The sequence below is a fragment of the Pseudoalteromonas sp. DY56-GL22 genome (genome assembly GCF_041414715.1).
GTDB classification, from domain to species: Bacteria; Pseudomonadota; Gammaproteobacteria; order Enterobacterales; family Alteromonadaceae; genus Pseudoalteromonas; species Pseudoalteromonas simplex.
The window spans coordinates 343,449-368,050 of sequence record NZ_JANHZR010000002.1 but is presented as its reverse complement, the minus strand read 5'-3'; the positions used below and the strand labels follow the sequence as shown (position 1 = coordinate 368,050).

General features: G+C 41.1%; 21 protein-coding genes. 4 read left to right on the top strand and 17 right to left on the bottom strand.

All coding sequences use genetic code 11. From position 1 onward, the window contains the following. Window positions 1–14 precede the first annotated feature (14 nt). From argA to sdhC, 9 genes are all read right to left on the bottom strand, one after another. On the bottom strand, window positions 15–1,355 hold the full coding sequence (gene argA / locus NO991_RS05575; RefSeq protein ID WP_054561564.1) for an amino-acid N-acetyltransferase: 1,341 nt from the start codon (window positions 1,353–1,355) through the stop codon (window positions 15–17). Between the two features lie 193 nt (window positions 1,356–1,548). After that, the gene (sucD, locus tag NO991_RS05570) at window positions 1,549–2,421 is read right to left on the bottom strand and encodes a succinate--CoA ligase subunit alpha (RefSeq protein ID WP_054551365.1); all 873 of its coding nucleotides are present in this window, start codon (window positions 2,419–2,421) and stop codon (window positions 1,549–1,551) included. Continuing rightward, window positions 2,421–3,587, bottom strand: a complete 1,167-nt coding sequence (sucC, locus tag NO991_RS05565; RefSeq protein ID WP_054551366.1) for an ADP-forming succinate--CoA ligase subunit beta — start codon at window positions 3,585–3,587, stop codon at window positions 2,421–2,423. The genes sucD and sucC overlap by 1 nt, the downstream gene beginning before the upstream one ends. 177 nt (window positions 3,588–3,764) lie before the next feature. Then, on the bottom strand, window positions 3,765–5,264 hold the full coding sequence (gene odhB / locus NO991_RS05560) for a 2-oxoglutarate dehydrogenase complex dihydrolipoyllysine-residue succinyltransferase (protein ID WP_371351750.1): 1,500 nt from the start codon (window positions 5,262–5,264) through the stop codon (window positions 3,765–3,767). Between the two features lie 3 nt (window positions 5,265–5,267). Next, window positions 5,268–8,087: a 2-oxoglutarate dehydrogenase E1 component gene (locus NO991_RS05555; RefSeq protein WP_371351749.1), complete on the bottom strand. Its 2,820-nt coding sequence runs from the start codon at window positions 8,085–8,087 to the stop codon at window positions 5,268–5,270. 84 nt (window positions 8,088–8,171) lie between these two features. Beyond that, complete coding sequence (locus NO991_RS05550) at window positions 8,172–8,888, bottom strand: succinate dehydrogenase iron-sulfur subunit (protein ID WP_054551369.1); 717 nt, start codon at window positions 8,886–8,888, stop codon at window positions 8,172–8,174. 10 nt (window positions 8,889–8,898) lie between these two features. Beyond that, a complete protein-coding gene (gene sdhA / locus NO991_RS05545) occupies window positions 8,899–10,671 on the bottom strand; it encodes a succinate dehydrogenase flavoprotein subunit (RefSeq protein WP_054551370.1) in 1,773 nt (590 codons plus the stop codon). Further along, window positions 10,672–11,019, bottom strand: coding sequence for a succinate dehydrogenase, hydrophobic membrane anchor protein (gene sdhD / locus NO991_RS05540; protein ID WP_054551371.1), 348 nt, complete (start codon window positions 11,017–11,019; stop codon window positions 10,672–10,674). After that, window positions 11,010–11,387 carry a succinate dehydrogenase, cytochrome b556 subunit gene (gene sdhC, locus NO991_RS05535; RefSeq protein ID WP_082389167.1) on the bottom strand — a complete coding sequence of 126 codons (378 nt, stop codon included), beginning with the start codon at window positions 11,385–11,387 and terminating at the stop codon, window positions 11,010–11,012. The genes sdhD and sdhC overlap by 10 nt, the downstream gene beginning before the upstream one ends. Before the next feature lie 408 nt (window positions 11,388–11,795). On the opposite strand from sdhC, the gene NO991_RS05530 reads away from it, so the two are divergent. The 3 genes from NO991_RS05530 (at window position 11,796) to NO991_RS05520 (ending at window position 14,835) form a co-directional block, all read left to right on the top strand. Further along, complete coding sequence (locus NO991_RS05530; RefSeq protein WP_054551373.1) at window positions 11,796–13,082, top strand: citrate synthase; 1,287 nt, start codon at window positions 11,796–11,798, stop codon at window positions 13,080–13,082. 111 nt (window positions 13,083–13,193) lie between these two features. Further along, window positions 13,194–14,408 (top strand): SufS family cysteine desulfurase, encoded by a 1,215-nt coding sequence (locus tag NO991_RS05525; RefSeq protein WP_339979097.1) that lies wholly within the window; start codon window positions 13,194–13,196, stop codon window positions 14,406–14,408. 13 nt (window positions 14,409–14,421) lie between these two features. Then, window positions 14,422–14,835, top strand: a complete 414-nt coding sequence (locus NO991_RS05520; RefSeq protein WP_166340247.1) for a SufE family protein — start codon at window positions 14,422–14,424, stop codon at window positions 14,833–14,835. Between the two features lie 3 nt (window positions 14,836–14,838). On the opposite strand, the gene tcdA is transcribed toward NO991_RS05520, so the two are convergent. The 7 genes from tcdA to NO991_RS05485 are packed head-to-tail and all read right to left on the bottom strand — an operon-like array spanning window position 14,839 to window position 22,174. Further along, window positions 14,839–15,633 carry a tRNA cyclic N6-threonylcarbamoyladenosine(37) synthase TcdA gene (gene tcdA / locus NO991_RS05515; RefSeq protein ID WP_054561573.1) on the bottom strand — a complete coding sequence of 265 codons (795 nt, stop codon included), beginning with the start codon at window positions 15,631–15,633 and terminating at the stop codon, window positions 14,839–14,841. Continuing rightward, window positions 15,634–16,308, bottom strand: a complete 675-nt coding sequence (locus NO991_RS05510; RefSeq protein ID WP_371351747.1) for a TIGR01621 family pseudouridine synthase — start codon at window positions 16,306–16,308, stop codon at window positions 15,634–15,636. Between the two features lie 3 nt (window positions 16,309–16,311). Then, window positions 16,312–17,067, bottom strand: coding sequence for a 3-deoxy-manno-octulosonate cytidylyltransferase (gene kdsB, locus NO991_RS05505; protein WP_194441514.1), 756 nt, complete (start codon window positions 17,065–17,067; stop codon window positions 16,312–16,314). Beyond that, window positions 17,055–17,252 carry a Trm112 family protein gene (locus NO991_RS05500; protein ID WP_036968654.1) on the bottom strand — a complete coding sequence of 66 codons (198 nt, stop codon included), beginning with the start codon at window positions 17,250–17,252 and terminating at the stop codon, window positions 17,055–17,057. The genes kdsB and NO991_RS05500 overlap by 13 nt, the downstream gene beginning before the upstream one ends. After that, window positions 17,242–18,219: a tetraacyldisaccharide 4'-kinase gene (gene lpxK / locus NO991_RS05495; RefSeq protein ID WP_138600662.1), complete on the bottom strand. Its 978-nt coding sequence runs from the start codon at window positions 18,217–18,219 to the stop codon at window positions 17,242–17,244. Before lpxK ends, NO991_RS05500 begins: the two co-directional genes overlap by 11 nt. Continuing rightward, window positions 18,219–19,961, bottom strand: a complete 1,743-nt coding sequence (msbA, locus tag NO991_RS05490; protein ID WP_371351746.1) for a lipid A export permease/ATP-binding protein MsbA — start codon at window positions 19,959–19,961, stop codon at window positions 18,219–18,221. Before msbA ends, lpxK begins: the two co-directional genes overlap by 1 nt. A 59-nt stretch (window positions 19,962–20,020) precedes the next feature. After that, on the bottom strand, window positions 20,021–22,174 hold the full coding sequence (locus NO991_RS05485) for a DNA internalization-related competence protein ComEC/Rec2 (protein WP_371351745.1): 2,154 nt from the start codon (window positions 22,172–22,174) through the stop codon (window positions 20,021–20,023). 96 nt (window positions 22,175–22,270) lie between these two features. Between NO991_RS05485 and NO991_RS05480 the strand changes: the two genes are divergently transcribed. After that, on the top strand, window positions 22,271–22,780 hold the full coding sequence (locus NO991_RS05480) for a DUF2062 domain-containing protein (RefSeq protein ID WP_054551382.1): 510 nt from the start codon (window positions 22,271–22,273) through the stop codon (window positions 22,778–22,780). 79 nt (window positions 22,781–22,859) lie between these two features. On the opposite strand, the gene NO991_RS05475 is transcribed toward NO991_RS05480, so the two are convergent. Further along, entirely contained in the window at window positions 22,860–24,596 is a 1,737-nt protein-coding gene (locus tag NO991_RS05475) for a DUF3466 family protein (protein WP_371351744.1), read from the bottom strand. Between the last annotated feature and the right edge of the window lie 6 nt (window positions 24,597–24,602).

The following is a 24,602-nucleotide window of genomic DNA, read 5'->3' as shown; positions in this document are numbered from 1 at the left end:
GTGATGCGCATGCGTCACCTCTTATTCCCTAGCTTAGTTAAATCTAGACGCAATACTTTAGAGCGGCGTTCATGGTTATAAAGCGCTTTTTTCTTCGCAGGTAGTTCATCAACTGTCACTATTTCAAAGCTTTGCTCTAAAAACCAGTGAATGCTGCGTGTGGTGAGAGCAAATAAATGCGAATAACCTGCACGTTTAGCCTTGTTAATAATAAATCGCAGTAGATAACTACCACGATCGGCATCTCGGTACTGGGGGTGAACAGCTAAACTTGCAAACTCCCCTACTTGTTCATCTGCAAACGGATACAAAGCCGCACAGGCTATGATAAGACCATCACGCTCGATAACCGTAAATTGTTCAATTTCGATTTCTAGCTGTTCACGTGAACGGCGCACCAAATAGCCTTGCTGTTCAAGGGGTCTGATAAGGTTAATGATACCGGTAATATCAGCAATACTGGCACTTCGTAATTGCTCAGAGCTTTGCGGTGCGATTTGTGTACCAATACCATCTAAAGAGAACAGCTCTTGTAATAGTGCGCCATCCTCTTTGTAACTAACAAGATGGCAACGATGTACGCCACCTCGACAAGCATCAATTGCAGCTTGTAAGAATACGGTTGCGCTTACACATGAGTCAGGTTGCTTACGATAGTTTACTAGAAGCTGCTCAGCTTCATTTGGCATTAGCTCTGCAATCGCCTCACCATTTTCATCCAAAATACCGGCTTCTTTACAAAAGCCAAGCATTTTATCGGCACGTAGTTTGAGCGCTACTTGCGTAGCAATTTCTTCAGCAGTTAAATTAAAGCTTTCACCTGTAACAGACGCCGCTATTGGCCCAAGCAGAACAATTCCGTTGTTATCTAACTGGTGGCGAATACCCGCAACATCGATACGTCTCACTCTACCTGAATGATGATAGTCAACACCTTCATCGACCCCTAAAGGCTGAGCAATAACAAAATTACCACTCACCACATTTAAAAATGAGCCAGACATAGGTGTACTACTTAAAGACGTAGATAAACGCGCGGTTATATCGAACTGCATTGCACCCGCAACCTTTTTAATCACATCAAATGTTGCGTTATCAGTTACCCGTATCTCATTATGAAACTGACTAGTTATGCCAACTTGTTCAAGCGCTGCGTTAAACTGTGGGCGAGCACCAAACACTAAAACAATCTTAATACCAAGACTAGTTAATAGCGCGACATCGTTGATGATGCTGCGACAACCAGACTGATCGATCGCCTCTCCGCCAAGCATAACAACGAATGTTTTACCGCGGTGAGCATTAACGTATGGGGTTGACTGGCGAAATCCATCTACCAATTCTGTGGTACGCACGTAATATTTACCTTATTAAAGTCGAATGTTTTAATCAAAACAACTATACAAGCCACAAGTGTAGAGAATTTATATTCACAAATAAAGCATTATTATTCTTAATTTGTGGTTGGAATTTTCTTGTAGGGAACAAAAAAATGTTAGATACAAAAAAGGCCCGCATAAGCGAGCCTTTTTAAGAGATTAAAACTGATTACCAGCCTGTTTTCTCTTTAAGTGCATTACCGATATCAGCTAATGAACGTACAGTTTTTACGCCAGCAGCTTCTAGAGCAGCAAATTTCTCATCAGCAGTACCTTTACCGCCTGCGATGATTGCACCAGCGTGACCCATACGCTTACCTGCAGGTGCAGTAACACCAGCAATGTAAGAAACAACAGGCTTAGTCACGTTGTGCTTGATGTATTCTGCAGCTTCTTCTTCTGCAGTACCACCGATTTCACCGATCATAACGATAGCTTCAGTTTGCTCGTCTTTTTCGAACATTTCTAAAACGTCGATGAAGTTAGTGCCAGGGATTGGGTCACCACCGATACCAACACATGTTGATTGGCCGAAACCAGCGTCAGTAGTTTGCTTAACCGCTTCGTAAGTTAAAGTACCAGAACGCGATACGATACCTACTTTACCAGGCTTGTGGATGTGACCAGGCATGATACCGATCTTAGTTTCACCCGGAGTGATAACACCTGGGCAGTTAGGACCGATCATACGAACACCAGTTTCATCAAGCTTAACTTTAACGTCAACCATGTCTAGTGTTGGGATACCTTCAGTGATACAAACGATTAGCTCGATGCCAGCATCGATAGCTTCTAAGATTGCATCTTTACAGAAAGGTGCTGGTACGTAGATAACTGATGCAGTTGCGCCAGTTGCTTCAACAGCGTCACGTACTGTGTTGAATACTGGAAGACCAAGATGCGTTTGACCGCCTTTACCTGGGCTTACACCACCAACCATTTGTGTACCGTACTCAAGCGCTTGCTCAGAGTGGAAAGTACCTTGGCCACCTGTGAAACCTTGACAGATAACTTTTGTATCTTTATTGATTAATACAGACATTATTTGCCCTCCGCAGCAGCAACAACTTTTTCAGCTGCGTCTGTTAGTGATTCAGCAGCGATGATGTTAAGGTCAGAACTAGCTAGTACTTCACGACCAAGTTCAGCGTTAGTACCTTCTAAACGCACTACTACAGGAACGTTAACACCCACTTCTTTAACTGCGCCGATGATACCTTCTGCGATCATGTCACAACGTACGATACCACCAAAGATGTTAACTAAAACAGCTTTAACGTTGTCGTCAGATAAGATGATCTTGAATGCTTCAGATACACGCTCTTTAGTTGCACCGCCACCAACATCTAGGAAGTTAGCTGGCTTGCCACCGTGAAGGTTTACGATGTCCATAGTACCCATCGCTAGGCCTGCACCGTTAACCATACAACCAACGTTACCGTCTAGTGCAACGTAGTTAAGCTCGAAGCTTGCAGCGTGAGCTTCACGCGCGTCTTCTTGTGAAGGATCGTGCATTTCACGGATTTTAGGTTGACGGTAAAGCGCGTTACCATCTACACCGATTTTACCGTCTAGACAGTGAAGGTTACCTTCGTCTGTGATTACTAGCGGGTTGATTTCTAATAGTGCGAAATCGAAATCGTTGAACATGTTAGCAAGACCCATGAAGATCTTAACGAACTGTTTCATTTGAGTAGGATTTAAACCTAGTTTGAAGCCTAACTCACGTGCTTGGTAAGCTTGAGGACCAACTAGTGGATCGATCTCAGCTTTGTGAATTAGTTCTGGAGTTTCTTCTGCAACTTGCTCGATTTCAACACCACCTTCAGTAGATGCCATGAAAACAACTTTACGAGAAGCACGATCTACTACAGCGCCAAGGTATAATTCGTTAGCGATGTCAGTGCAGCTTTCAACAAGGATTTTAGCTACTGGCTGACCATTTTCGTCTGTTTGGTAAGTAACTAAGTTTTTACCTAACCAGTTCGCAGCGAACTCTTTAACTTCGTCGATTGTTTTAACTAGCTTAACACCGCCAGCTTTACCACGGCCACCTGCGTGAACCTGTGTTTTAACAACCCACATATCACCGCCGATTTTCTCAGCAGCTGCTGCAGCTTCTTCAGGTGTATCGCAAGCGAAACCTTGAGAAACTGGTAAACCATATTCGGCAAAAAGTTGTTTTGCCTGATACTCATGCAAATTCATGATGCTTTATCCAATTTTTTATACTAAAAGAGCTGAATATTTATGCAAAATAAACAGCTATCCCAAATTGCGCACTTAGTATAAATCCCAAGGCTCCACATGAAAACCCCAGTTAGACCAAAGGCGCAAAAAAAAAGCTGTGAACGAGGTTCACAGCTTAGTTTTCATACAACCAGATTAAACATCTAGTAGTAAACGAGTCGGATCTTCAAGTAACTCTTTAATTGTTACTAAGAAACCTACTGATTCTTTACCATCGATTTGGCGGTGATCATAAGATAACGCTAAGTACATCATTGGTAAGATTTCAATTTTACCATTTACAGCCATAGGACGCTCTTGGATTTTGTGCATACCTAAAATTGAAGACTGTGGTAAGTTGATGATTGGTGTAGATAGTAATGAACCGAATACACCACCGTTAGTGATAGTGAAATTACCACCTGTCATGTCATCAATTGATAATTTACCGTCACGACCTTTAAGCGCTAGCTCACGGATACCTTTTTCGATTTCAGCAACTGATAGCTTGTCACAGTCTTTAAGTACTGGTGTAACAAGACCACGTGGTGTAGAAACCGCGATGCTGATGTCGAAGTAGTTGTGATAAACAATATCATCACCGTCGATAGACGCATTTACTTCAGGGAAACGCTTAAGTGCTTCAGTAACTGCTTTCACGTAGAAAGACATGAAGCCTAAACGGATACCGTGACGCTTTTCGAATACTTCTTGGTACTGCTTACGAAGGTCCATGATTGGCTTCATGTTAACTTCGTTGAAAGTCGTTAACATTGCAGTTGAGTTTTTCGCTTCAAGAAGACGATTAGCGATTGTTTTACGTAAACGAGTCATAGGAACACGTTTTTGTGTACGGTCACCCATAGGTGCTGCTGGCGCTGTTGCTTCTGCTTTAGGCGCTGCTGCCGGTGCTTTTAAGAATGTATCAACATCTTCTTTAGTTACACGGCCATTTTTGCCAGTACCTTTGATTTTTGATGCATCAAGACCTTTCTCAGCGATTAAACGACGAACTGACGGCGTTAATACGTCAGAGCTGTCATTTGATTCGCTTGCTGGTGCTGCTTCAGCTTTAGGAGCTGCTGCTGCCGGCGCTGCACCCGCTTTAACTGTACCAATTACTTGCTCACCAAGTACTGTTTCGCCTTCAGCGTGAATGTGCTCACCCATGATACCGTCTTCTTGAGCAACAACTTCAAGAACAACTTTATCAGTTTCGATGTCAACAAGGTTTTGGTCGCGTGTTACCGCTTCACCTGGTTGAACGTGCCAAGTAGCAATTGTCGCGTCTGCGACTGATTCTGGAAGTACAGGTACTTTAATGTCCACTTCTTTACCTTCTGATGCTGGTGCTGATTGCGCCGCTGGCGCGTCTTCTGATTTAGCTGGTGCTGATTCGTCACTTGCTGGTGCAGCATCTGCATCACCAAGTAATGCAATTACTTGTTCACCAAGTACCGTTGCACCTTCTTCTTGTGAAATTTCAGTGATTACACCGTCATTTGGTGCAACAACTTCTAAAACAACTTTATCTGTTTCGATATCTACTAAGTTTTGGTCGCGGCTTACTTTGTCGCCAACACTTACGTGCCATGTTGCAACAGTAGCATCAGCAACCGACTCAGGAAGTACAGGAACTTTAATTTCTGTGCTCATTGCTTATCCTTTCTTTTCAATAGTAAGCGCATCTGCAACGAGCGCTTGTTGTTCTTTATTATGCACTGACATGTAACCACACGCTGGTGATGCTGATGCTTTACGACCTGCGTAAGTTAATTTAGCATCGGCTGGGATTGCATCAACAAAGTGGTGTTGAGAACAATACCATGCACCTTGGTTTTGTGGCTCTTCTTGACACCAAACAAAATCTTTAACGTGTTGGTAACGCTGCATGATTGTATCCATCTCAGCGTGTGGGAATGGATATAATTGTTCTACACGAACAATAGCAATGTTATTTAATTCTTGCTTACGACGCTCTTGTAGTAGCTCGTAGTAAACTTTACCGCTACAGAATACAACGCGTTCTACTTTATCTGCATCAATATCATCGATTTCATCGATCATATTGTGGAACACACCTTCCGATAACTCTTCAAGTGAAGATGTTGCCAACGGGTGACGAAGTAGCGACTTAGGCGTCATAACAATCAATGGACGACGAAGTGGACGTACTGATTGACGACGAAGCATTGCATAAACTTGCGCAGGTGTTGAAGGAACACATACTTGCATGTTGTGATCAGCACACAACTGTAAGAAACGCTCTAAACGTGCCGAGCTATGCTCAGGACCTTGACCTTCATAACCGTGTGGAAGTAAACATGTAAGACCACATAAACGGCCCCACTTCTGCTCACCTGAACTTAAGAATTGGTCAAATACAACTTGTGCACCGTTAGCGAAGTCACCAAATTGTGCTTCCCACATTACAAGTGACGTAGGTTCAGCTGTTGCGTAACCATATTCAAATGCAAGTACCGCTTCTTCAGAAAGAACTGAGTCATACACTTCAAATGCACCTTGCTTTTCGCTGATATTTTGCAGCGGCAAGTATGTTGATGCATCTTTTTGGTTATGAACAACAGCATGACGGTGGAAGAATGTACCACGGCCTGAATCTTGACCTGTTAAACGGATATCTGTACCTGCATCAACAAGTGTTGCATAAGCAAGTGTTTCAGCCATACCCCAATCAAGTGGTTTTTCACCTGTCGCCATCAGCTTACGGTCGTCGTAGATTTTCTTAACACGCGACTGTGCTTTGTGGCTTTCTGGGAAGCTTGCTACTTTTTCGCCAAGCTCTTTTAACTTTTCAACCGATACTGTTGCATCGTACTCAACATCCCAATCGTGACCAACAAACTTAGCCCAATCAGAAGAGTGTGATGTTTCTAGTTGAATTTCTTCAACTACACAGTTGCCTTTATCTAAGCCGTTACGGTAATCATCAGCAAGTGCTTTTACTTCATTTTCTGAGAATGAACCTTCAGCAACTAATTGATCTGCGTAAATTAGACGAGGTACTGGATGCTTTTTGATTTTTTGGTACATAAGTGGTTGAGTCGCATTCGGCTCATCCGCTTCGTTATGACCATGACGGCGATAACATACTAAATCAATCACTACATCACGTTTAAACTGGTTTCTGAAATCAAGTGCGATTTGAGTAACAAATGCAACCGCTTCAGGATCGTCAGAATTAACGTGGAAAATTGGTGCCTGAACCATTTTCGCAATATCAGTACAGTATGGTGTAGAACGAACATCAGACTGTTTTGACGTTGTGAAACCAACTTGGTTATTTACAACGATACGGATACTACCACCACAACTAAATGCATTAGTTTGCGATAAATTAAATGTTTCTTGTACAACACCTTGACCTGCGATTGCAGAGTCACCATGAATAGTAATTGGTAATGCTTTAATACCTGACTTATCGCCTAGACGGTCTAAACGAGCACGTACCGAACCCATAACCACTGGGTTAACGATTTCTAAGTGAGATGGGTTAAATGCAAGTGCCATGTGCACGTTGCCACCCTTAGTTGCAAAGTCAGATGAATAACCCATGTGATATTTAACATCACCTGAGCTTAATGTGTCTTTGTGTTTACCAGCGAACTCATCGAATAATTCTGATGGGTTTTTACCTAAAACGTTCACTAGTACGTTCAAGCGACCGCGGTGAGCCATACCAATAACAGCTTCTTTTTGTCCGCTTTCACCTGCACGATGAATTAGTTCTTTAAGCATTGGTACTAACGCATCACCACCTTCAAGTGAGAAACGTTTTGCACCAGGGAACTTAGCCCCTAAGTATTTTTCAAGGCCATCTGCAGCTGTTAATCCTTTAAGGATACGTAGCTTTTCTTCTTTAGAGAACGTTGGACGTGATTGCACTGATTCTAAACGTTGTTGTAACCAACGCTTTTCTTCAGTTGAAGTGATGTGCATATACTCAGCACCAACCGACCCACAATAAGTCGTTTTGAGTGCTTGATATAGCTCACCTAATGGCATGGTTTCGCGACCGACAGCAAACGAACCCACATTGAATTCACGGTCAAAATCAGCTTCAGATAAATCGTGGTACTCTAATTCTAGATCACGAACACGTTCGCGTTGCCAAATACCTAATGGATCTAGGTTGGCATTTTGGTGACCACGGAAACGGAAAGCATTAATAAGTTGTAGCACCTTGACCTGTTTAGGATCGCCAGAGCCACCCTCTGCTACCACTACTTCTCTATGCTTGTTTTTAGCAAGCTGTGCAAATTGTGAACGAACTTCTGAATGTTTAACGTCAACATCCACACCATCAACTTTTGGTAATTGTTCGAACACTTCTCGCCATTCTTCTGGCACAGAAGTCGCATCATCTAAGTACGCTTCATAAAGCTCTTCTACGTAAGCAACGTTACCGCCGTTTAAGTGAGAAGATTCTAGCCATGCCTTCATCACACCTTCGTGCATTTATAAGCCCTTTTCTTTAGCGCAGAAATTAATTGTTGTAAAAACAAGGTGGTTAATCACTTAACCACCTTACATATTCAAGCTTTAAACAGCGCGGTTTAAAAGCATTGATTTGATTTGTCCAATTGCTTTGGTCGGGTTAAGACCTTTTGGACACACGCTAACACAGTTCATGATACTGTGACAACGGAACACGCTGAACGCATCGTCAAGGTCAGCAAGACGCTCTTCAGTTGCTGTATCGCGGCTATCAGCCAAGAAACGATACGCATGAAGAAGACCCGCAGGACCGATGAACTTGTCTGGATTCCACCAGAACGAAGGACACGATGTTGAACAACATGCACATAAGATACACTCATATAAGCCATCTAACTTATCACGTTCTTCGATTGACTGAAGACGCTCACCCGCCGCAGGCGTGTCGTTGATTAGGTAAGGCTTAACTTTTTCGTATTGAGTGTAGAACTGACTCATGTCAATAACAAGGTCACGTACCACAGGTAAACCTGGTAAAGGACGAATTACGATTTTACCTTTGCCACCTTTAAGTAGCGTTGATAAAGGAGTAATACACGCTAAACCGTTTTTACCATTCATGTTGATACCGTCTGAACCACACACACCTTCACGGCATGAACGACGGAATGATAATGTTGGATCTTGCTCTTTTAATTGCATAAGCGCATCCAATACCATCATATCTTGGCCTTCTTGCGTTTCTAGCGAGAAGTCCTGCATACGTGGTGCATTATCAACATCTGGATTGTAACGATAAACCGAAAATTGTACTTGTGCCATCGTCTCGCTCCTAGTATGTACGTGCTTTAGGTGGGAAAGCTTCACGCAGTTTCGGCGCGTAGTTTACGTCACGTTTGCTCATTTCTTCGCTCTTAGGATCGTAGATTGAGTGACATAACCAGTTTTCGTCATCACGATCTGGGAAGTCAAAACGAGAGTGTGCACCACGGCTTTCTGTACGGAAGTTTGCAGCTACTGCTGTTGAGTAAGCTGTTTCCATCAAGTTGTCTAGCTCTAGACATTCGATACGTGCAGTGTTGAACTCAGTAGACTTGTCGTCAAGACGAGCGTACTGAAGACGTTCACGAATTTCTTTAAGCTCTTTAAGACCTGTTGCCATTGCATCACCTTCACGGAATACCGAGAAGTTAAGTTGCATACACATTTGTAGGTCTTTCTTGATTTGTACTGGGTCTTCACCTTGGCCAGCTTTAGAGCTTTCCCAACGGTTAAAGCGTGCAAGTGATGCTTCAAGGTCTGAATCAGACGCATCTTTACCTGCTTCAACACCGTTAAGGTACTTACCTAAGAAGTTACCAGCTGCGCGGCCGAATACAACTAAGTCAAGTAGTGAGTTACCACCTAGGCGGTTAGCACCGTGTACAGATACACATGCAATCTCACCAACAGCGAATAAACCTTCAACTACTTTCTCTTGGCCGTTCGCATCAATTTGTAATGCTTGACCATTTACGTTAGTTGGAACACCACCCATCATGTAGTGACATGTTGGGATAACTGGAATTGGCTCTTTAGCTGGATCAACGTGTGCGAATGTTTTCGCAAGGTCACATACGCCTGGAAGACGTAAGTTAAGTGTTTCTTCACCTAAGTGGTCAAGTTTAAGCTTGATGTGTGGACCATAAGGACCATCGCAACCACGACCTTCACGGATCTCAGTCATCATTGAACGAGCAACAACGTCACGAGATGCTAAGTCTTTTGCATTTGGGGCGTAACGTTCCATGAAGCGTTCGCCGTCTTTATTTAGAAGGTAACCACCTTCACCACGACAACCTTCAGTTACAAGTACACCGGCACCGGCGATACCTGTTGGGTGGAACTGCCACATTTCCATATCTTGCATTGCAACGCCAGCACGTGTAGCCATACCAACACCGTCACCAGTGTTGATGTGTGCATTCGTTGTCGATGCATAGATACGGCCTGCACCACCTGTTGCTAAAACAACAGCTTTTGATTTGAAGTAAACAACTTCACCAGACTCGATGTCGATTGCTGTACAACCAACAACGTGACCGTCGCTGTTTTTAACTAAATCTAGTGCGTACCACTCAGAGAATACGTTAGTTTTGTTTTTAACGTTCTGTTGGTATAAACAGTGTAATAGCGCGTGACCTGTACGGTCAGCTGCTGCTGCAGTACGTGCAGCCTGTTCACCACCAAAGTTTTTCGACTGGCCGCCGAAAGGACGTTGATAAACACGGCCATTTTCAAAACGAGAAAATGGTAAACCCATGTTTTCTAATTCAGTAATAGCTTCTGGGCCTGTTTTACACATATATTCGATAGCGTCTTGGTCACCGATAAAATCGGAACCTTTAACAGTATCGTACATGTGCCATTCCCAGTTATCTTCATGTGAGTTACCCAGCGCAACCGTAATACCACCCTGTGCAGACACAGTGTGAGAACGTGTAGGGAAAACTTTTGAGATAAGTGCACAGGTTTTGCCTGATTCAGTGATAGCTAGTGCTGCGCGCATACCCGCACCACCGGCACCAATCACTACAGCGTCAAATTCACGAACAGAATAATTCACTTAAACACCCCATAAAACGATTAGACCAATTGCTACGTAAGCAACAGCCATAAGGTTTAATACAAAGCCTAAAACAGCACGTAATTTAGCGCATTTAACATAGTCAGTAAGAACTTGCCAAAGGCCGATACGGGTGTGAACCATGATGCAAACTAGGGTAATTAAGGTAAACCCTTTCATTGCTAGGTTAGAGAATAGGCCTTGCCAGGCTTCGAAAGTGACTTCTGGCGTACATAAAAAATAGCCGATAATAAAAATCGCGTAAGCGCTGATTATTAATGCTGTTGCACGTAGTGATACGAAATCTTGTACACCATCACGTTTAAGAGTTGCTTGATTTAAAACCATATCCACACTCCTGCTAGAATTGCAGCTACAACACCTAAAGCTAATGCAACTTTAGCGCTGAAGTTACCTGATTCAAGTTCTTCCCAGTGACCCATGTCCATAATGATATGACGGATACCACCAATTAAGTGATACGCCAATACAGAAATGGTGCCCCATGCTATGAATTTGGCAATGAATCCGCTGAACAGACCCTTGACGAATTCAAAACCTTCTGCAGAAGAAAGAGACTCAGACCAAGCCCAAATGACAAACGTTAAAGCAAAAAATAATGCAACACCGGTGACGCGGTGTAAAATTGATGCTTTAGCCGTTGCCGGCATAGATATAGTTGTTAGATCTAGATTTACAGGTCTTTGCTTTTTCACAGTTACTTGCCCATCTTGCCCTTATCGGGCTCATCTACTTGTTTTTCTAAAACCCATCAAAATGAATTTCGATGGAACTATCTAAGTAAACCGTGTTGATACACAAAAAGTTCACACTTATGCAAAACTCAAATGTAAAAATAAAGTTTACCTACAGACAATACGGTATAAAACCTTGGATAGTATATATAGCCAAAGGTCTTTTTACAATTCTTGTTTAGTAAGAGACGTTTGCGAATTAGCCAATAGTATAATATTTAATCCTGACAGAATATTTATTATCCATTTGTGCATAATGTTTATAAAAATTGACTTTATACCCCTCTTTCACGTTAAAATGAAAAGAATGTGCTTAAACAGATTCAGAACATAACAATCAGAGTTGTTATCTTAATAGGAGATAAATAGATGGCGGATAAGAAAGCCACGGTCCATATTGATGGTCTTGATCCAATCGAACTTCCAATTTACCAAGGCACTGCTGGCCAAGACGTAATCGACGTACGTACGTTAGGTTCACACGGTCACTTCACTTACGACCCAGGTTTCATGTCGACCGGTTCTTGTGAATCTTCAATCACTTACATCGATGGCGGCAAAGGTGTTCTATTACACCGTGGTTACCCAATCGAGCAATTAGCTGATGAATCAAACTACATCGAGCTTTGCTACTTACTATTAAACGGCGAATTACCGACTAAAGAACAATACGAAGCGTTTGCTCAAGAAATCACGCACAACACAATGCTCGATACTAAAATCGCAAACTTCTTCCAAGGTTTCCGCTTTGACGCTCACCCAATGGCAATGCTGTGTGGTGTTGTAGGTGCTCTATCTTCTTTCTACCACGAAGATTTAGACATCACTGACGCAACACAACGTAAAACAAGCGCAATCAAGCTAGTTGCTAAACTACCAACTATCGCTGCGATGGCTTACAAATACAATGTAGGTCAACCGTTTGTTTACCCACGTAACGACTTAAGCTTCGCTGAAAACTTCTTACACATGATGTTCTCAGTACCAGCTGAAGAATACAAAGTAAGCCCTGTTCTTGCTAAAGCAATGGACAAAATCTTCATGCTTCACGCTGACCATGAGCAAAACGCATCAACGTCAACTGTTCGTCTAGCTGGTTCTTCAGGTGCTAACCCTTACGCGTGTATCGCGGCTGGTATCGCATCTCTATGGGGCCCTGCGCACGGTGGTGCTAACGAAGCATGTCTTAACATGTTAGAAGAAATTGGTTCTGTTGACCGTATCGATGAGTACGTTGCTAAAGCGAAAGATAAGTCTGATCCTTTCCGTCTTATGGGCTTTGGTCACCGTGTATACAAAAACTTCGACCCACGTGCGACAGTAATGCGTCAAACATGTCACGAAGTACTTGCTGAGCTAAACATTCAAGATCCACTTCTTGATATCGCTATGAAGCTTGAGCAAATTGCACTTGAAGACCCATACTTCGTTGAGAAGAAACTTTACCCTAACGTAGATTTCTACTCAGGTATCATCTTAAAAGCAATCGGTATTCCAACAAGCATGTTCACTGTAATCTTTGCAATGTCACGTACTGTTGGTTGGATCTCTCACTGGGATGAGATGCTTTCTCAACCTGGTCACAAGATCAGCCGTCCTCGTCAGTTATACACTGGTGAAACTTCACGCGATTACGTGCCAACAGACAAGCGTTAATACGAATTTGCGTTTAAAAAAGGCCGCTATGCGGCCTTTTTTGTTGCCCTGCACTTGTCTATTTGTGCAAAGTAATTAAAATCGTCGCATTCTTGTAGCTTAAGGCCTTTCATGTTCGATATCACAAAAATACGTGCTGACTTTCCAATACTGAATGAAACAGTCAATGAGCAGCCTTTGGTGTATTTAGACTCAGCAGCGACCTCTCAAAAGCCCCAGGCAGTTATTAATGCTCTTAGCCGTTTTTATAGCCATGAGAACGCCAATGTGCACCGCGGCCGCCATACACTCAGTGAAAACGCGACACGCCAATATGAGCATACACGAACGCTACTTGCAGATTATTTTTCTGTAAAAAATAATGAGATAGTGTGGACCAAAGGCGCAACCGAATCGATTAATTTAATCGCAAATGGTCTGGTTTCGAGGCTTAATCCTGGCGATAAAATTGCCCTATCAGCCATTGAACACCACGCCAACATAGTCCCTTGGCAACAGCTAGCTCAGCGTACCGGTGCAGAAGTCATTATTTTGCCGATAGAAAATGATTTAACTATTAATAGCGTGCACTGTAGTGAATTTATCAAGCAACAAAAGCCTAAAATAGTCGCTATTACCCATGCATCAAATACTCTTGGTAATATTACTGATTTAGCGCCAATCATTAGCGCATGTAAAGCCATTAATGCTATTTCGGTTATTGATGGTGCGCAGGCAGCGATGCATTTACGCCCTAATTTACAAGAAATTTCCTGTGATTTTTACGTGTTTTCTGCCCATAAAATGCTCGGGCCGACAGGTTTAGGAGGCCTATATGGCCGATTTGAGCTGTTAAATTCGCTCGATGTATATCAAACCGGTGGCGAAATGATCGAAACAGTGAACCTAACACACAGCACTTTTCGTGATGCGCCGGGTAAATTTGAAGCAGGAACACCCAATATTGCAGGTGTCATTGCCTTTAGTGAGGCAATAAATTATTTAATATCGTTAGATTTTCAGCAAATGCGTCAACATGAGCATACAGTTTTTGACTATGCGATAAAACAATTATCAGCTATTGGTGGTATTAATATCTATTCAAACCAAACAGATAACATCGGTAACATTAGTTTTAATTATCGTGATGAACATCCGTTTGATTTAGCCACCCTACTTGATGGATTTGGCGTTGCGGTACGTAGTGGCCATCATTGTACGCAACCTATAATGAGTCATTTAGGCATCCCAGGTACTGTACGAGCAAGTTTTGCGTTATATAACACTAAAGCTGATGTCGATGCCTTTATCAGTGCTGTTAAAAGTAGTATTGAGTTATTAGATTAATTTTGGATAAGTTATGAATTCAGCGTTTGAAGCCGTTAGTAAAAACATTGAAACAGTTGCTGGGTGGCAGCAAAAATATCGCCAAATAATGCTCTTAGGTAAGCAATTACCTGTTATGCCTGAAGTACTCAAAGTAGATGATGCTCTAGTTAAAGGCTGTGAAAGTAAAGTTTGGCTATATATCGACTTTGATCATACTGAAAACAGCCTGGTTTTAGCGGGCGATTCAGATACTCGCATCGTTAAAGGACTATTAGCTTTAATTTTAGCCTTATACAATGGTCTAACACCGGAGCAAGCAACGCAAATTAATGCCTATGATGAATTTGAACGACTCGGTCTAATTAGCCATTTGAGCCCTTCTCGTGGTAATGGTATAAAAGCCATGGTTGATAAAATTCAAACCATGGCTGAACAAAAACAATAAGTTTTATAAACTACGCTGTTTTTTATCGAGGTATTTTCTAATCGCTTTGGCTGCAACAAAAAAGCCAAAGCTGCCTGTTACCATAGTTGCAGAGCCAAAACCATTATTGCAGTCCATATTCATTGAACCATCTGCACCTTGTTTTGCTTGGCAAACCTCACCTTCAGAGGTTGGATATACAAGCTGCTCTGTAGAATAAACACAATCGACGTTAAATTTTCGCTTTGGATTGCTACTAAAGTTGTACTGTTTTCGCAAAATATAACGTACTTTTGCAAGCAATGGATCATGAGTTGTCTTTGCAACGTCACCAAAACTGATTTGACTCGGGTCGGTTTGCCCGCCTGCGCCTCCGGTGGTAATAACCGGTAGTTTTATGCGTTTACAGTGAGCAATAAGCGCAGCTTTTTCTTTTACAGCATCAATACAATCAATCACATAGTCAAAACCTTGAATATGCTCACGAATGTTATCTAGCGTAATGAAATCGTCAATAACATTAATTTTGATATCTGGGTTTATCAACTCACAACGTGTTTTCATCGCTTCTACTTTTGCTTCGCCTACGGTGCCAGTTAAAGCATGAATTTGACGATTAACATTGGTTGCACAAATATCATCTAAATCAATGAGGGTTAATTGCCCTACACCCGTTCGAGCCAATGCTTCAGCAGCCCAACTACCTACGCCACCAATACCAATGACACAAAAATGTGCTTGTTGTAACCAATCAAATTGTTGATGACCATATAAACGTTTAATGCCACCAAAACGGATGTCTTGTGTTGTTTCTTTCATTTACCAATCCAACGTCCAAGGAGCTGTCCACTCTTTGAATTCGTCTGAGTTAAAAACTTCATTAAGATGAGCACCTAAAGTGTAATCGCATCGATATTCTTTAAGCTGCCCTTTATAGCTAAATTGTAGTGCATAGGCATGCAAGTTTGTGCGCTCGTCTTCACTTCCCGCATAGGTACTATCACCTAGAATTGGAGCGCCTAAGCTTTTCATCGCGACTCTAAGCTGATGTGTCTTACCTGAAAATGGCTTTAACAAGTATGCACGAAGCCCTGGTCGAATACTTTTTGAATAAAAGCGTGTGATAGCAGGATTCGTTTGGCTCTTTAACAGCTTAAATGCTCCACGACGACTTTTTTGCATATCCCCTTTTATCCAACCTTGCTTTTTCTTAGGCTTAGCATCACTCACTGCGAGATAAAACTTATTGACTTGATGGGCTGAAAATAGCGAAGTGAATTCGGCTGCTGCTTCTTTGTTACGGGCTAATATAATTAAACCCGATGTTACTTTATCTAGCCGATGAACCGGATAGAGCTTCTCATTGACAAACTCTTCAGCAAGTACGACAAAACCAGCACATTGTTCACTATGAAAGCTCACACCTGCTGGTTTATAAAAAACAAAAAAGTCATCTTCACTGGCATGAAGATGAACATTGTTTACATCATGCATTTTTTAGTTGCCAAGTACTGCAATAACGCGCGCTAAATCTTCAGGAGTATCTACGCCTGCTTGCGGTGCACACAGAGCTTTTGCGATTTTAATTTTGTGACCATGATAAAGTACACGAAGCTGCTCTAATGACTCTAAAAGCTCTAATCGAGATTCTGGTAATTCGATGTAGTCCTTAATAAAACCAGCACGATAAGCATAAATACCAATATGGCGCGCAAAATCAGCAAGATTTAGCTTATCTTTGTCATCATTCATCATCGCATCACGATGATAAGGGATTGGCGAGCGCGAAAAATACAGTGCGTTGTTGTCTGCATCGTTAATGACTTTCACGCAATTGGGATTAAATATATCGTCAATCTCATCAATGCTGGTGCTCAAAGTCGCCATTGGCGCATCAGAATCAGCAAGTAGCATGGCAACTTGAGATACATTTTCGCTTGCCAATAAAGGCTCATCACCTTGCACGTTGACAACAATAGTGTCACTTTCGAGTTTTAACTGTTCAACAACCTCAGCTAAACGTTCTGTGCCTGATTGGTGATCTTCTCGTGTCATCAATACATTATCAGTAAACTTCTTTACTGCATCAAACACTGTTTGATGATCAGTCGCTACATAAACTTGTGATGCACCTGACGCAACCGCTTTTTCATAAACATGTTGGATCATTGGTTTACCACAAATATCAGCAAGTGGTTTACCTGGTAAACGCGTCGATGCGTAGCGAGCTGGGATAACGACTACGAATTCCACTTATCAACCTCTTCTTGGCTTAATTCACGGGCTTCATTTTCTAAAAGCACCGGGATATCGTCTTTGATTGGGTACGCTAATTTCGCAGCAGTACTGATAAGCTCTTGATTCTCTTTATCAAGACGTAATTTACCTTTACACACTGGGCAAGCGATAATTTCAAGTAATTTTGTATCAAAGGCCATTGAGGATCCCTTTTTGTTTTAATAATAAATTAAGTTTTTCGATAACTGCTGCTGTTGGCTTTGCATCAACAGGTAAATAATACCAATTTGGTTTAGCAAAACTAAAGCATTTAACTGCATCTTTTTCTGTCATAAATACAGCGTCATCTGCAAAATCGCTAAAGTCATTTGCTTGGTAGGCATAATGATCACGAAAATGATGAGTAGATAGTAAGTTAATGCCTTGCTGCTCAAGACTTATTTCAAAGCGTTTGGGGTTACCAATAGCACTGACCGCATGGCCTTTCTCTTGAACTGAATTGGCGAGTTCTGAATTACTCACGGTTCGAAATGGGCTTGATGCTAAATCATAGCGGCTTTGTGCGTTGCCACCATTTTCTATGACTAAATCAACCGATTTTAAGCGCGCTTTGGTTTCACGAAGTGGACCTGCAGGCATTAATAAACCGTTACCAAATTGGCGTTCACTATCAACAATACAACATTCGATATCACGCGCCATTTTATAATGCTGCATGCCATCATCAGAAATAATGACATCGATATCATGTTGTTCTAATTTTTTTATACTCGCTTGTCGGTCAGGGCCAACCATTACAACACAACCTAGGCGGCGTTTAATAAGTACAGGTTCGTCACCTGCTTGCGTTGTCGTCGTTTGTTCTGTCACTAACAAAGGATACGAATCAGACTGACCACCGTAGCCACGGCTGATCACAGCCACTTTTAAACCTTGCTGCTGTAAGTACTCAGCAAGCCAAATAACAAAGGGCGTTTTGCCGTTTCCACCCACACTAATGTTACCAACAACAATGACAGGAACATGCGCTTTAAAAGCCTTAAGTATATTTAGCTTATAAAACAAAGCACGAAGCGTTGAGATAAGCCAAAAAAGCACACTCAAAGGCAAGAGTAAAATGCTTAATAAACCTGGCTTTTTATACCAGCTTTTTTCAATAACACTCACTACTGCTCACCAAACTGCATCTTACATAACGCACTATAGGTACCGTCTTTTTCAAGTAGCTCGCCATGCGTGCCCTTTTCGATAACTTGACCATGGTCGATGACATAAATGCAATCACTGTTTTCTATTGTTGATAAACGGTGTGCTATCACAATCGATGTTTTTTCTTTCATTAAGCTATCAAGTGCTTGCTGAATCAGTTTTTCAGATTCAGTGTCAAGTGCAGATGTCGCCTCATCAAGAATCAAAATAGGGGCATTTTTTAATATTGCACGTGCAATGGCTATTCGCTGACGCTGGCCGCCTGACAACATAACGCCGTTTTCACCCACCATGGTATCTAAACCTTCTGGTAAGTCTTTAACAAACTCCCAAACATGGGCTTGCTTGGCAACGGCCATTAACTCCTCGTTTGTTAATTCGCGGTCGAGGCCATAGCAAATGTTATTCGTTATGGTGTCGTTAAATAAAACCACTTGCTGTGAAACGAGTGCAAATTGCTTACGTAAGTCTGTCAGTTTGTAATCAGCAATGTTGACGCCATCAAGCAAAATTTCACTGCCAGCTTCAAGCTCATAATAACGCGGTAATAAATTTGAGATGGTCGATTTACCTGAGCCTGAACGGCCAACCAGTGCAATGCTTTCACCTGCATTAATCGAAAGTGATAAATTCTTTAATACAGGCTCATCTTTCGTTGGGTATTTAAAGGTCACATTGTTTACTTCAATTTTCCCAGTTACTTTATCAACGCTGTAGGTGCCTGTGTCTTTTTCTACTTCTTCATCAAGTACCAAAAAGATACTTTGCGCTGCCGAAATACCTCGTTGTAAATCACTATTAACGTTTGAAAGTTGCTTCAGTGGCCGTAATAACATCATCATTGATGAAATAAGTAATACGAAGTCACCTGAACTGATGGTATCAATCATCGACGGCATAGAAACAACCCATAAAATCACGGCCATCGCGCTTGCTGCCAAAATTTGGATAACAGAAACGCTTAACGCTTTAGTTGCATCCATTTTAATGCGCTGCTGACGATTATGATTATTAATAGCCGAGAATTGCGATATCTCTTGCTGTTGACCACCAAAGCCATGTATCACTTTATGACCAGATAGCATTTGCTCTGAGCTGCGAGTTACTTGGCCCATAGCAGATTGGATTTTTTTCGAAATCATACGAAAACGTTTCGATACAAAGGCAACAATCACAGCCACCAGCGGAATAATGACTAAAAATATCAGTGATAGCTTCCAACTGGTATAAAACATATTGAAAAGTAAGAAAACAACAAAGGCCCCTTCTCTTACAACAATTAACAGGGCTTTGGTAATGGCTTGTTGAACCTGCTCAGTATCAAAGGTGATTTTAGAGATTAAATCGCCATTTGAATTTTTATCATGAAAAGACACCGGCAGATGTAAAATATGTTCGAATAATTGTTGGCGCAACGTTCTTACAACTTGAGAGCCAACATAACTTAAACAGTACGACGACATATAGTTAAACATGCCACGACCTAATACCAATGCAATCACAACAAATGGTGCATAAGTTAAAACATCAGTGTTACGATCATTTAAACCTTCATCAATGAAGGGCTTCATTAAATTGATAAACAATGCATCCATGGCTGAATAGCCAATCATGCCTACAATGGCGAAAAACGCGATTAACTTATAATCACCCACATAACTGATTAATCGCTTATAGATTTGGGATGTAGTTTGATCCATAACACTCTCTTATTCATAGACTTCGACTATTGTAGCCTTTAGGGGATAAAAACAAAACGTCAATCTTGTTCGAACCAATAACTTTCCTGCACTCGCGCAAATTCTAAGCGATACGTATCTGAATAAAATTTTATGCGTATATGGCCATACTTTGCCGTCGATAACTGCTGTATATGGTGTTGGTTATAACGATTTACAACCTCTGGGTGAGGAAAGTGCCATTGCCCTTGGTAAGCAGATGAATGGATAACTACTTCAGGATTTACTGCATCCATAAATTCATAACTTGACGAGGTATTACTGCCATGATGGGGGCTTATTAAAATAGTCGCTCGTAAATCCACCTCCTCTTCAATAAGTTTAGCTTCTGCCGCTGCTGATATATCTCCAGTTAGTAAAAGTGAATAATTAAAACCTGTTACTTTTAATAAGCAAGACTGGTCATTGCGACTCGCTTTTTCTACCTTTGCTGTAAAACTTCTGATATTGAGCTCAGCAAGTTTGAGGTTGGTTGTTTTGCACTTATTTAACAGTCCCTGAGGATGAAAAGTAGCTAAAGTGTGTTGATAGCCAGCCACTTTCCAACTTGCTAAACCACCAGAGTGGTCGTTATCTAAGTGGCTTACTATGGTGGCAATCACAGATAGCTGCTGTTTATTGATGTTGTTAAGTAATACGCGGTGTACATAATCATAACGGCCAAAATACTGTGGGCCTAAATCATAAATTATCGCTTTATTTTTACTGCTTACCATCACCATTAAGCCATGCCCGACATCAAACACATCCAACTGAAACTTAGCTTCTGGCTGTAATTCACTATCAACGGCATATATACAAACAGGAATTAAACACACATATTTATTAGGGCTAAAGTACAACAGCAGAAGTGTTATGTAACTGATGATCAATAATGAGAAATTAAACTCATTGAACGACAACCAACGCCAGTCATTAGGGATAGAAAGCAATAGTTGATAACTAAAATACAGGGCACTGTCGATCAGTGATAACAGACCTGAAATATCCAGTAGGCTAGAAATCAGACTATAAAAAATCAACAAAGGCAATAACAGCACACCAACCAAGGGCACAGCAATAAGGTTAATCAATAAACCTATCACGCTAGTACCTGAAAAGTAATATAAGGATAGCGGTAGTAAACCAACAAATAAAGCGCATTGAACTTGCAGTAGCTGTACAAATCGCTTTAAAAAACTAAGTGACAAATTAATTGTTTTTTTAGTCAGTAGAAAGATGATCGTAACGGCCAAAAAACTGAAATAGAGCCCAGGATTCAACAGCGTAAATGGGTCTATAAACAACACCACACTCAAGGCGTACAAAATTGAACGCCAACGCACTGGGTTTTTTCCTAAGTTATAGATTACAAGGTAGCAGCCTAACATTAGCAGCGCCCGGCTTGCAGAAACTATAAAATCACTTAAGTAAACATAAACGAGCGAGCAACTGAACCCTATTACAACAAATAGCTTATTTAATTGAATTGATTGGCTTACACGAAAGTGACTCACTCTTAACAGCCACTTACTACTATAAAAACCGACTGCGAAGATAAGTCCGATATGAAGACCCGAAATAGCAAGTAGATGAGACAATCCTAATTCACGCAAGTGCTTTCTATCTTCATAACCTATTTTACTTTTGTCACCGGTTAAAAGCGCATAATAAAGCCATTGTAATTGGGTGTTTGCCGTAATTTTATCAATATAAGTGCGGTAACTCACACGCAGGGAGTCATATTGATGATGATTTAAATAGCTTATCTCTCCTACGCTTCGGCCTTTATAAAATACTCGCTCAAATAATGCTTGCCGTTCTCTATTAAAACTGTAGAAATTTTTTACTGACCGATAAGGTTTAAGTTTGAGTACTGCGCTAAATTCATCTCCACTAGTAACTGGTTTATCTGAAGTAATGCTGAGCATTGCATTAGGAGCAGGTCGGATGCTTGTAGGGCAAGATTCAATATGTTTTAGACTTGCTTTAATGTAGTAAGGGCTTTGTTCACTGTATGTTTCAACTACCTGAAATCGAACTAATCGGCTTTGTTGATAATCTATTTTGCAGTCAGAGATTGAGTAAAAGATGAAGTAATGAAAAATCACTACCAAAATAGCGCAAATAAACCCTGACAATAGAGTTAAAAAAGGCTTAAAATAGGCACCTGCTAGCAATACAGCAAAACTCATTATATAAAACGCCGCAGTGCCAAATGTATATAGGGTGAAAAAACAGCCTATGACAAAGCCGCTGCATAACCAAATAGATGTAAATGGTTGCTTTAAATGGCTAAGAAAACGATCCAACGCTTTTTACCAGATCATAACAAGGTAAAAGAACACAAGTATTTAAGAATTTTTGGTCGTTTATTGCATGATGCCAATTTATGGCACTTAAATAGACGCTCAGCACGTGGTGCATTTGCGGTTGGTTTATTTTTTGCGTTCATCCCTGTTCCTTTTCAAATGGTTCTTGCAGCCGCCCTGGCTATTCCATTTCGAGTAAATTTACCGATTTCTGTTGCAACCGTGTGGATCACGAACCCACTAACCATGCCTCCTATTTTCTATTGTTCATATATTGTAGGCACGATTGCCCTTGCTCAGCCACAACAGCACTTCCAATTTGAACCAAGCTGGCAATGGTTTATAGATAGCCTTACAACAATTGGCCCAGCCTTTTTAGTTGGCTCACTTATTTGTGCTACTGCTGCTGCTATCATCGGTTATTTTGCTACCGACATGCTTTGGAAACGCTCAGTCCGAAAAGCATGGATACATCGCCATAAAAAATAACTGATTTCAGTATAGACAAAAAACCCAGCTTAAAGCTGGGTTTTTTAATATTGATTAGTAAGTCTCGATTACGAAACGATTACTTTTTAAAGAAGCTACGTGCAGCTGCAAATGGTAATAGCAATAAAGCATACCATGGGAAGCTTGCTGATTGACGCTCGTATTGTTCAATCTCTTCTGCAGGACATTCTTCAACACTGCCATCAATTGGTGTTAACTTAACAGCAACAGCAATACTTTCATATTCGATATTGCCATCAACATCGACGACAACATTACCGAATGAATCTGTCTTTTCAACAGTTTTAGTCGCAACACCAAAGATTTCATTATTGTTGTTAATTGATTTCGCTTCAGCAACCGTGTACTTAAAGCGAGTCTCACCATCTTCTTCATAACAAGGTAATAAATCGTTTAAGTTTACAACTGAGTCTTCACCAATGGTGTACATGAAACCTTCACGACGACGCGTAGAAGTATTATAAATATCTGTTTCACCCTCACCAACAACAATACCATTATCATTAATATCGTTAGCTAATGAGCTTGAGCTTGAGAAGTAATCCGTTGGGAAAACAACACTGTCGCTATTTTTATCATAGTAAAAGAACTTAGTTCTATTCGTACCATCAATACGTTTAGTTGCATAACCGACTACAACATCATCATTGTTAACGGCTAATGGCTGACCTGAAATCCAATCGTCCTCTTGGTCGATAAACTCTTTCACTTCACCATTTTCGAAAATAACAGGCATACTAATACGTGTGCTATTACTCTTGTAACGCACATCAGACGTACCAACCACTAAACCATTTTCGTTTATCGCAAGTGCGTTACTACGGAACGCGAAATCTTCATCATCTTCAGGCGTTAAACCTAAGCCATACATTTCTGTATTGGTGATGTTTAGATTACTGTCTAATGTCCACTTAACAGCTCGTTTATTATAAATACCCGTTGAATAAGTACGGTTGTACGCTTCTACACAGTCTGAAACTGGCTCATCTTCGCCATCACAGTTATCAGTAATATCATCAAGTGGATCAACGGCGATATCCGTTGAAACAGTACCTACAACTTCATAACCATTTGCTGTTTTGATAATGTCATTTGCTGAGCTAACACCACCGTACTCATCAAACTCTGGTGCAAGTTCTACTTTTACACCGTCTTCGGTGATAACAATTGCACGGCTAATGAAGTCTCTTAAAAAGTGGGTTTCTTCTTCGTCTTCATCTGTTTGTGTGAATGATGTTTTTTCGTAAGGTGCGCTTCCCCAACCAACCATTACACCGTCATCTGTTACAGCATTTAGTAAGTTAGAAGTTGAACGTGTTAAGCCATCAAAATCAAGTGACTGTTCATCAAACAAAACTTGCTCTGAAGCACCTTCAGATGTGTAAAGCGTTGCAATTGCACTTGATAGTTTTTGATATTCAGAGTCAGTTGAGCGACCAGTTAAAAAACTAACCATAAATGAATGTGCATCTGCATTGGTATTTACCGCATCGTTGTTAGCAATATCGTCAAGTGTGAATGTAATTTCTTTATCAATGAGTTCGTATTGCGCTTCAGCAGTATCATAAGCTGATTCAAGATAGCTATCATCTATGAAATCAATATATGAAATATCAATAGGTAGCTTATAAAGACCGTTTGCTAAGCCTATGATGTGACCGTTTTCACTAACATCTGTTACGTAGTTAAATTTAGCGCCATCAACGCCACCTAATTCTTCTAATTTATAGGTTGCGCTCATCGCTGAGGTACTTAGGGTGGCTAAAATACTGGCAGCGAGTAATTTGTATTTCATTTTAAT

Excerpts from the sequence above, each read along its gene's own strand:
- sucD (WP_054551365.1), bottom strand. The coding sequence starts at position 2,421 with ATGTCTGTATTAATCAATAAAGATACAAAAGTTATCTGTCAAGGTTTC.
- sucC (WP_054551366.1), bottom strand. The coding sequence starts at position 3,587 with ATGAATTTGCATGAGTATCAGGCAAAACAACTTTTTGCCGAATATGGT.
- odhB (WP_371351750.1), bottom strand. The coding sequence starts at position 5,264 with ATGAGCACAGAAATTAAAGTTCCTGTACTTCCTGAGTCGGTTGCTGAT.
- NO991_RS05555 (WP_371351749.1), bottom strand. The coding sequence starts at position 8,087 with ATGCACGAAGGTGTGATGAAGGCATGGCTAGAATCTTCTCACTTAAAC.
- NO991_RS05550 (WP_054551369.1), bottom strand. The coding sequence starts at position 8,888 with ATGGCACAAGTACAATTTTCGGTTTATCGTTACAATCCAGATGTTGAT.
- sdhD (WP_054551371.1), bottom strand. The coding sequence starts at position 11,019 with ATGGTTTTAAATCAAGCAACTCTTAAACGTGATGGTGTACAAGATTTC.
- NO991_RS05530 (WP_054551373.1), top strand. The coding sequence starts at position 11,796 with ATGGCGGATAAGAAAGCCACGGTCCATATTGATGGTCTTGATCCAATC.
- NO991_RS05525 (WP_339979097.1), top strand. The coding sequence starts at position 13,194 with ATGTTCGATATCACAAAAATACGTGCTGACTTTCCAATACTGAATGAA.
- NO991_RS05520 (WP_166340247.1), top strand. The coding sequence starts at position 14,422 with ATGAATTCAGCGTTTGAAGCCGTTAGTAAAAACATTGAAACAGTTGCT.
- tcdA (WP_054561573.1), bottom strand. The coding sequence starts at position 15,633 with ATGAAAGAAACAACACAAGACATCCGTTTTGGTGGCATTAAACGTTTA.
- NO991_RS05510 (WP_371351747.1), bottom strand. The coding sequence starts at position 16,308 with ATGCATGATGTAAACAATGTTCATCTTCATGCCAGTGAAGATGACTTT.
- NO991_RS05500 (WP_036968654.1), bottom strand. The coding sequence starts at position 17,252 with ATGGCCTTTGATACAAAATTACTTGAAATTATCGCTTGCCCAGTGTGT.
- msbA (WP_371351746.1), bottom strand. The coding sequence starts at position 19,961 with ATGGATCAAACTACATCCCAAATCTATAAGCGATTAATCAGTTATGTG.
- NO991_RS05485 (WP_371351745.1), bottom strand. The coding sequence starts at position 22,174 with ATGAGTTTTGCTGTATTGCTAGCAGGTGCCTATTTTAAGCCTTTTTTA.
- NO991_RS05480 (WP_054551382.1), top strand. The coding sequence starts at position 22,271 with ATGGCTAAGAAAACGATCCAACGCTTTTTACCAGATCATAACAAGGTA.
- NO991_RS05475 (WP_371351744.1), bottom strand. The coding sequence starts at position 24,596 with ATGAAATACAAATTACTCGCTGCCAGTATTTTAGCCACCCTAAGTACC.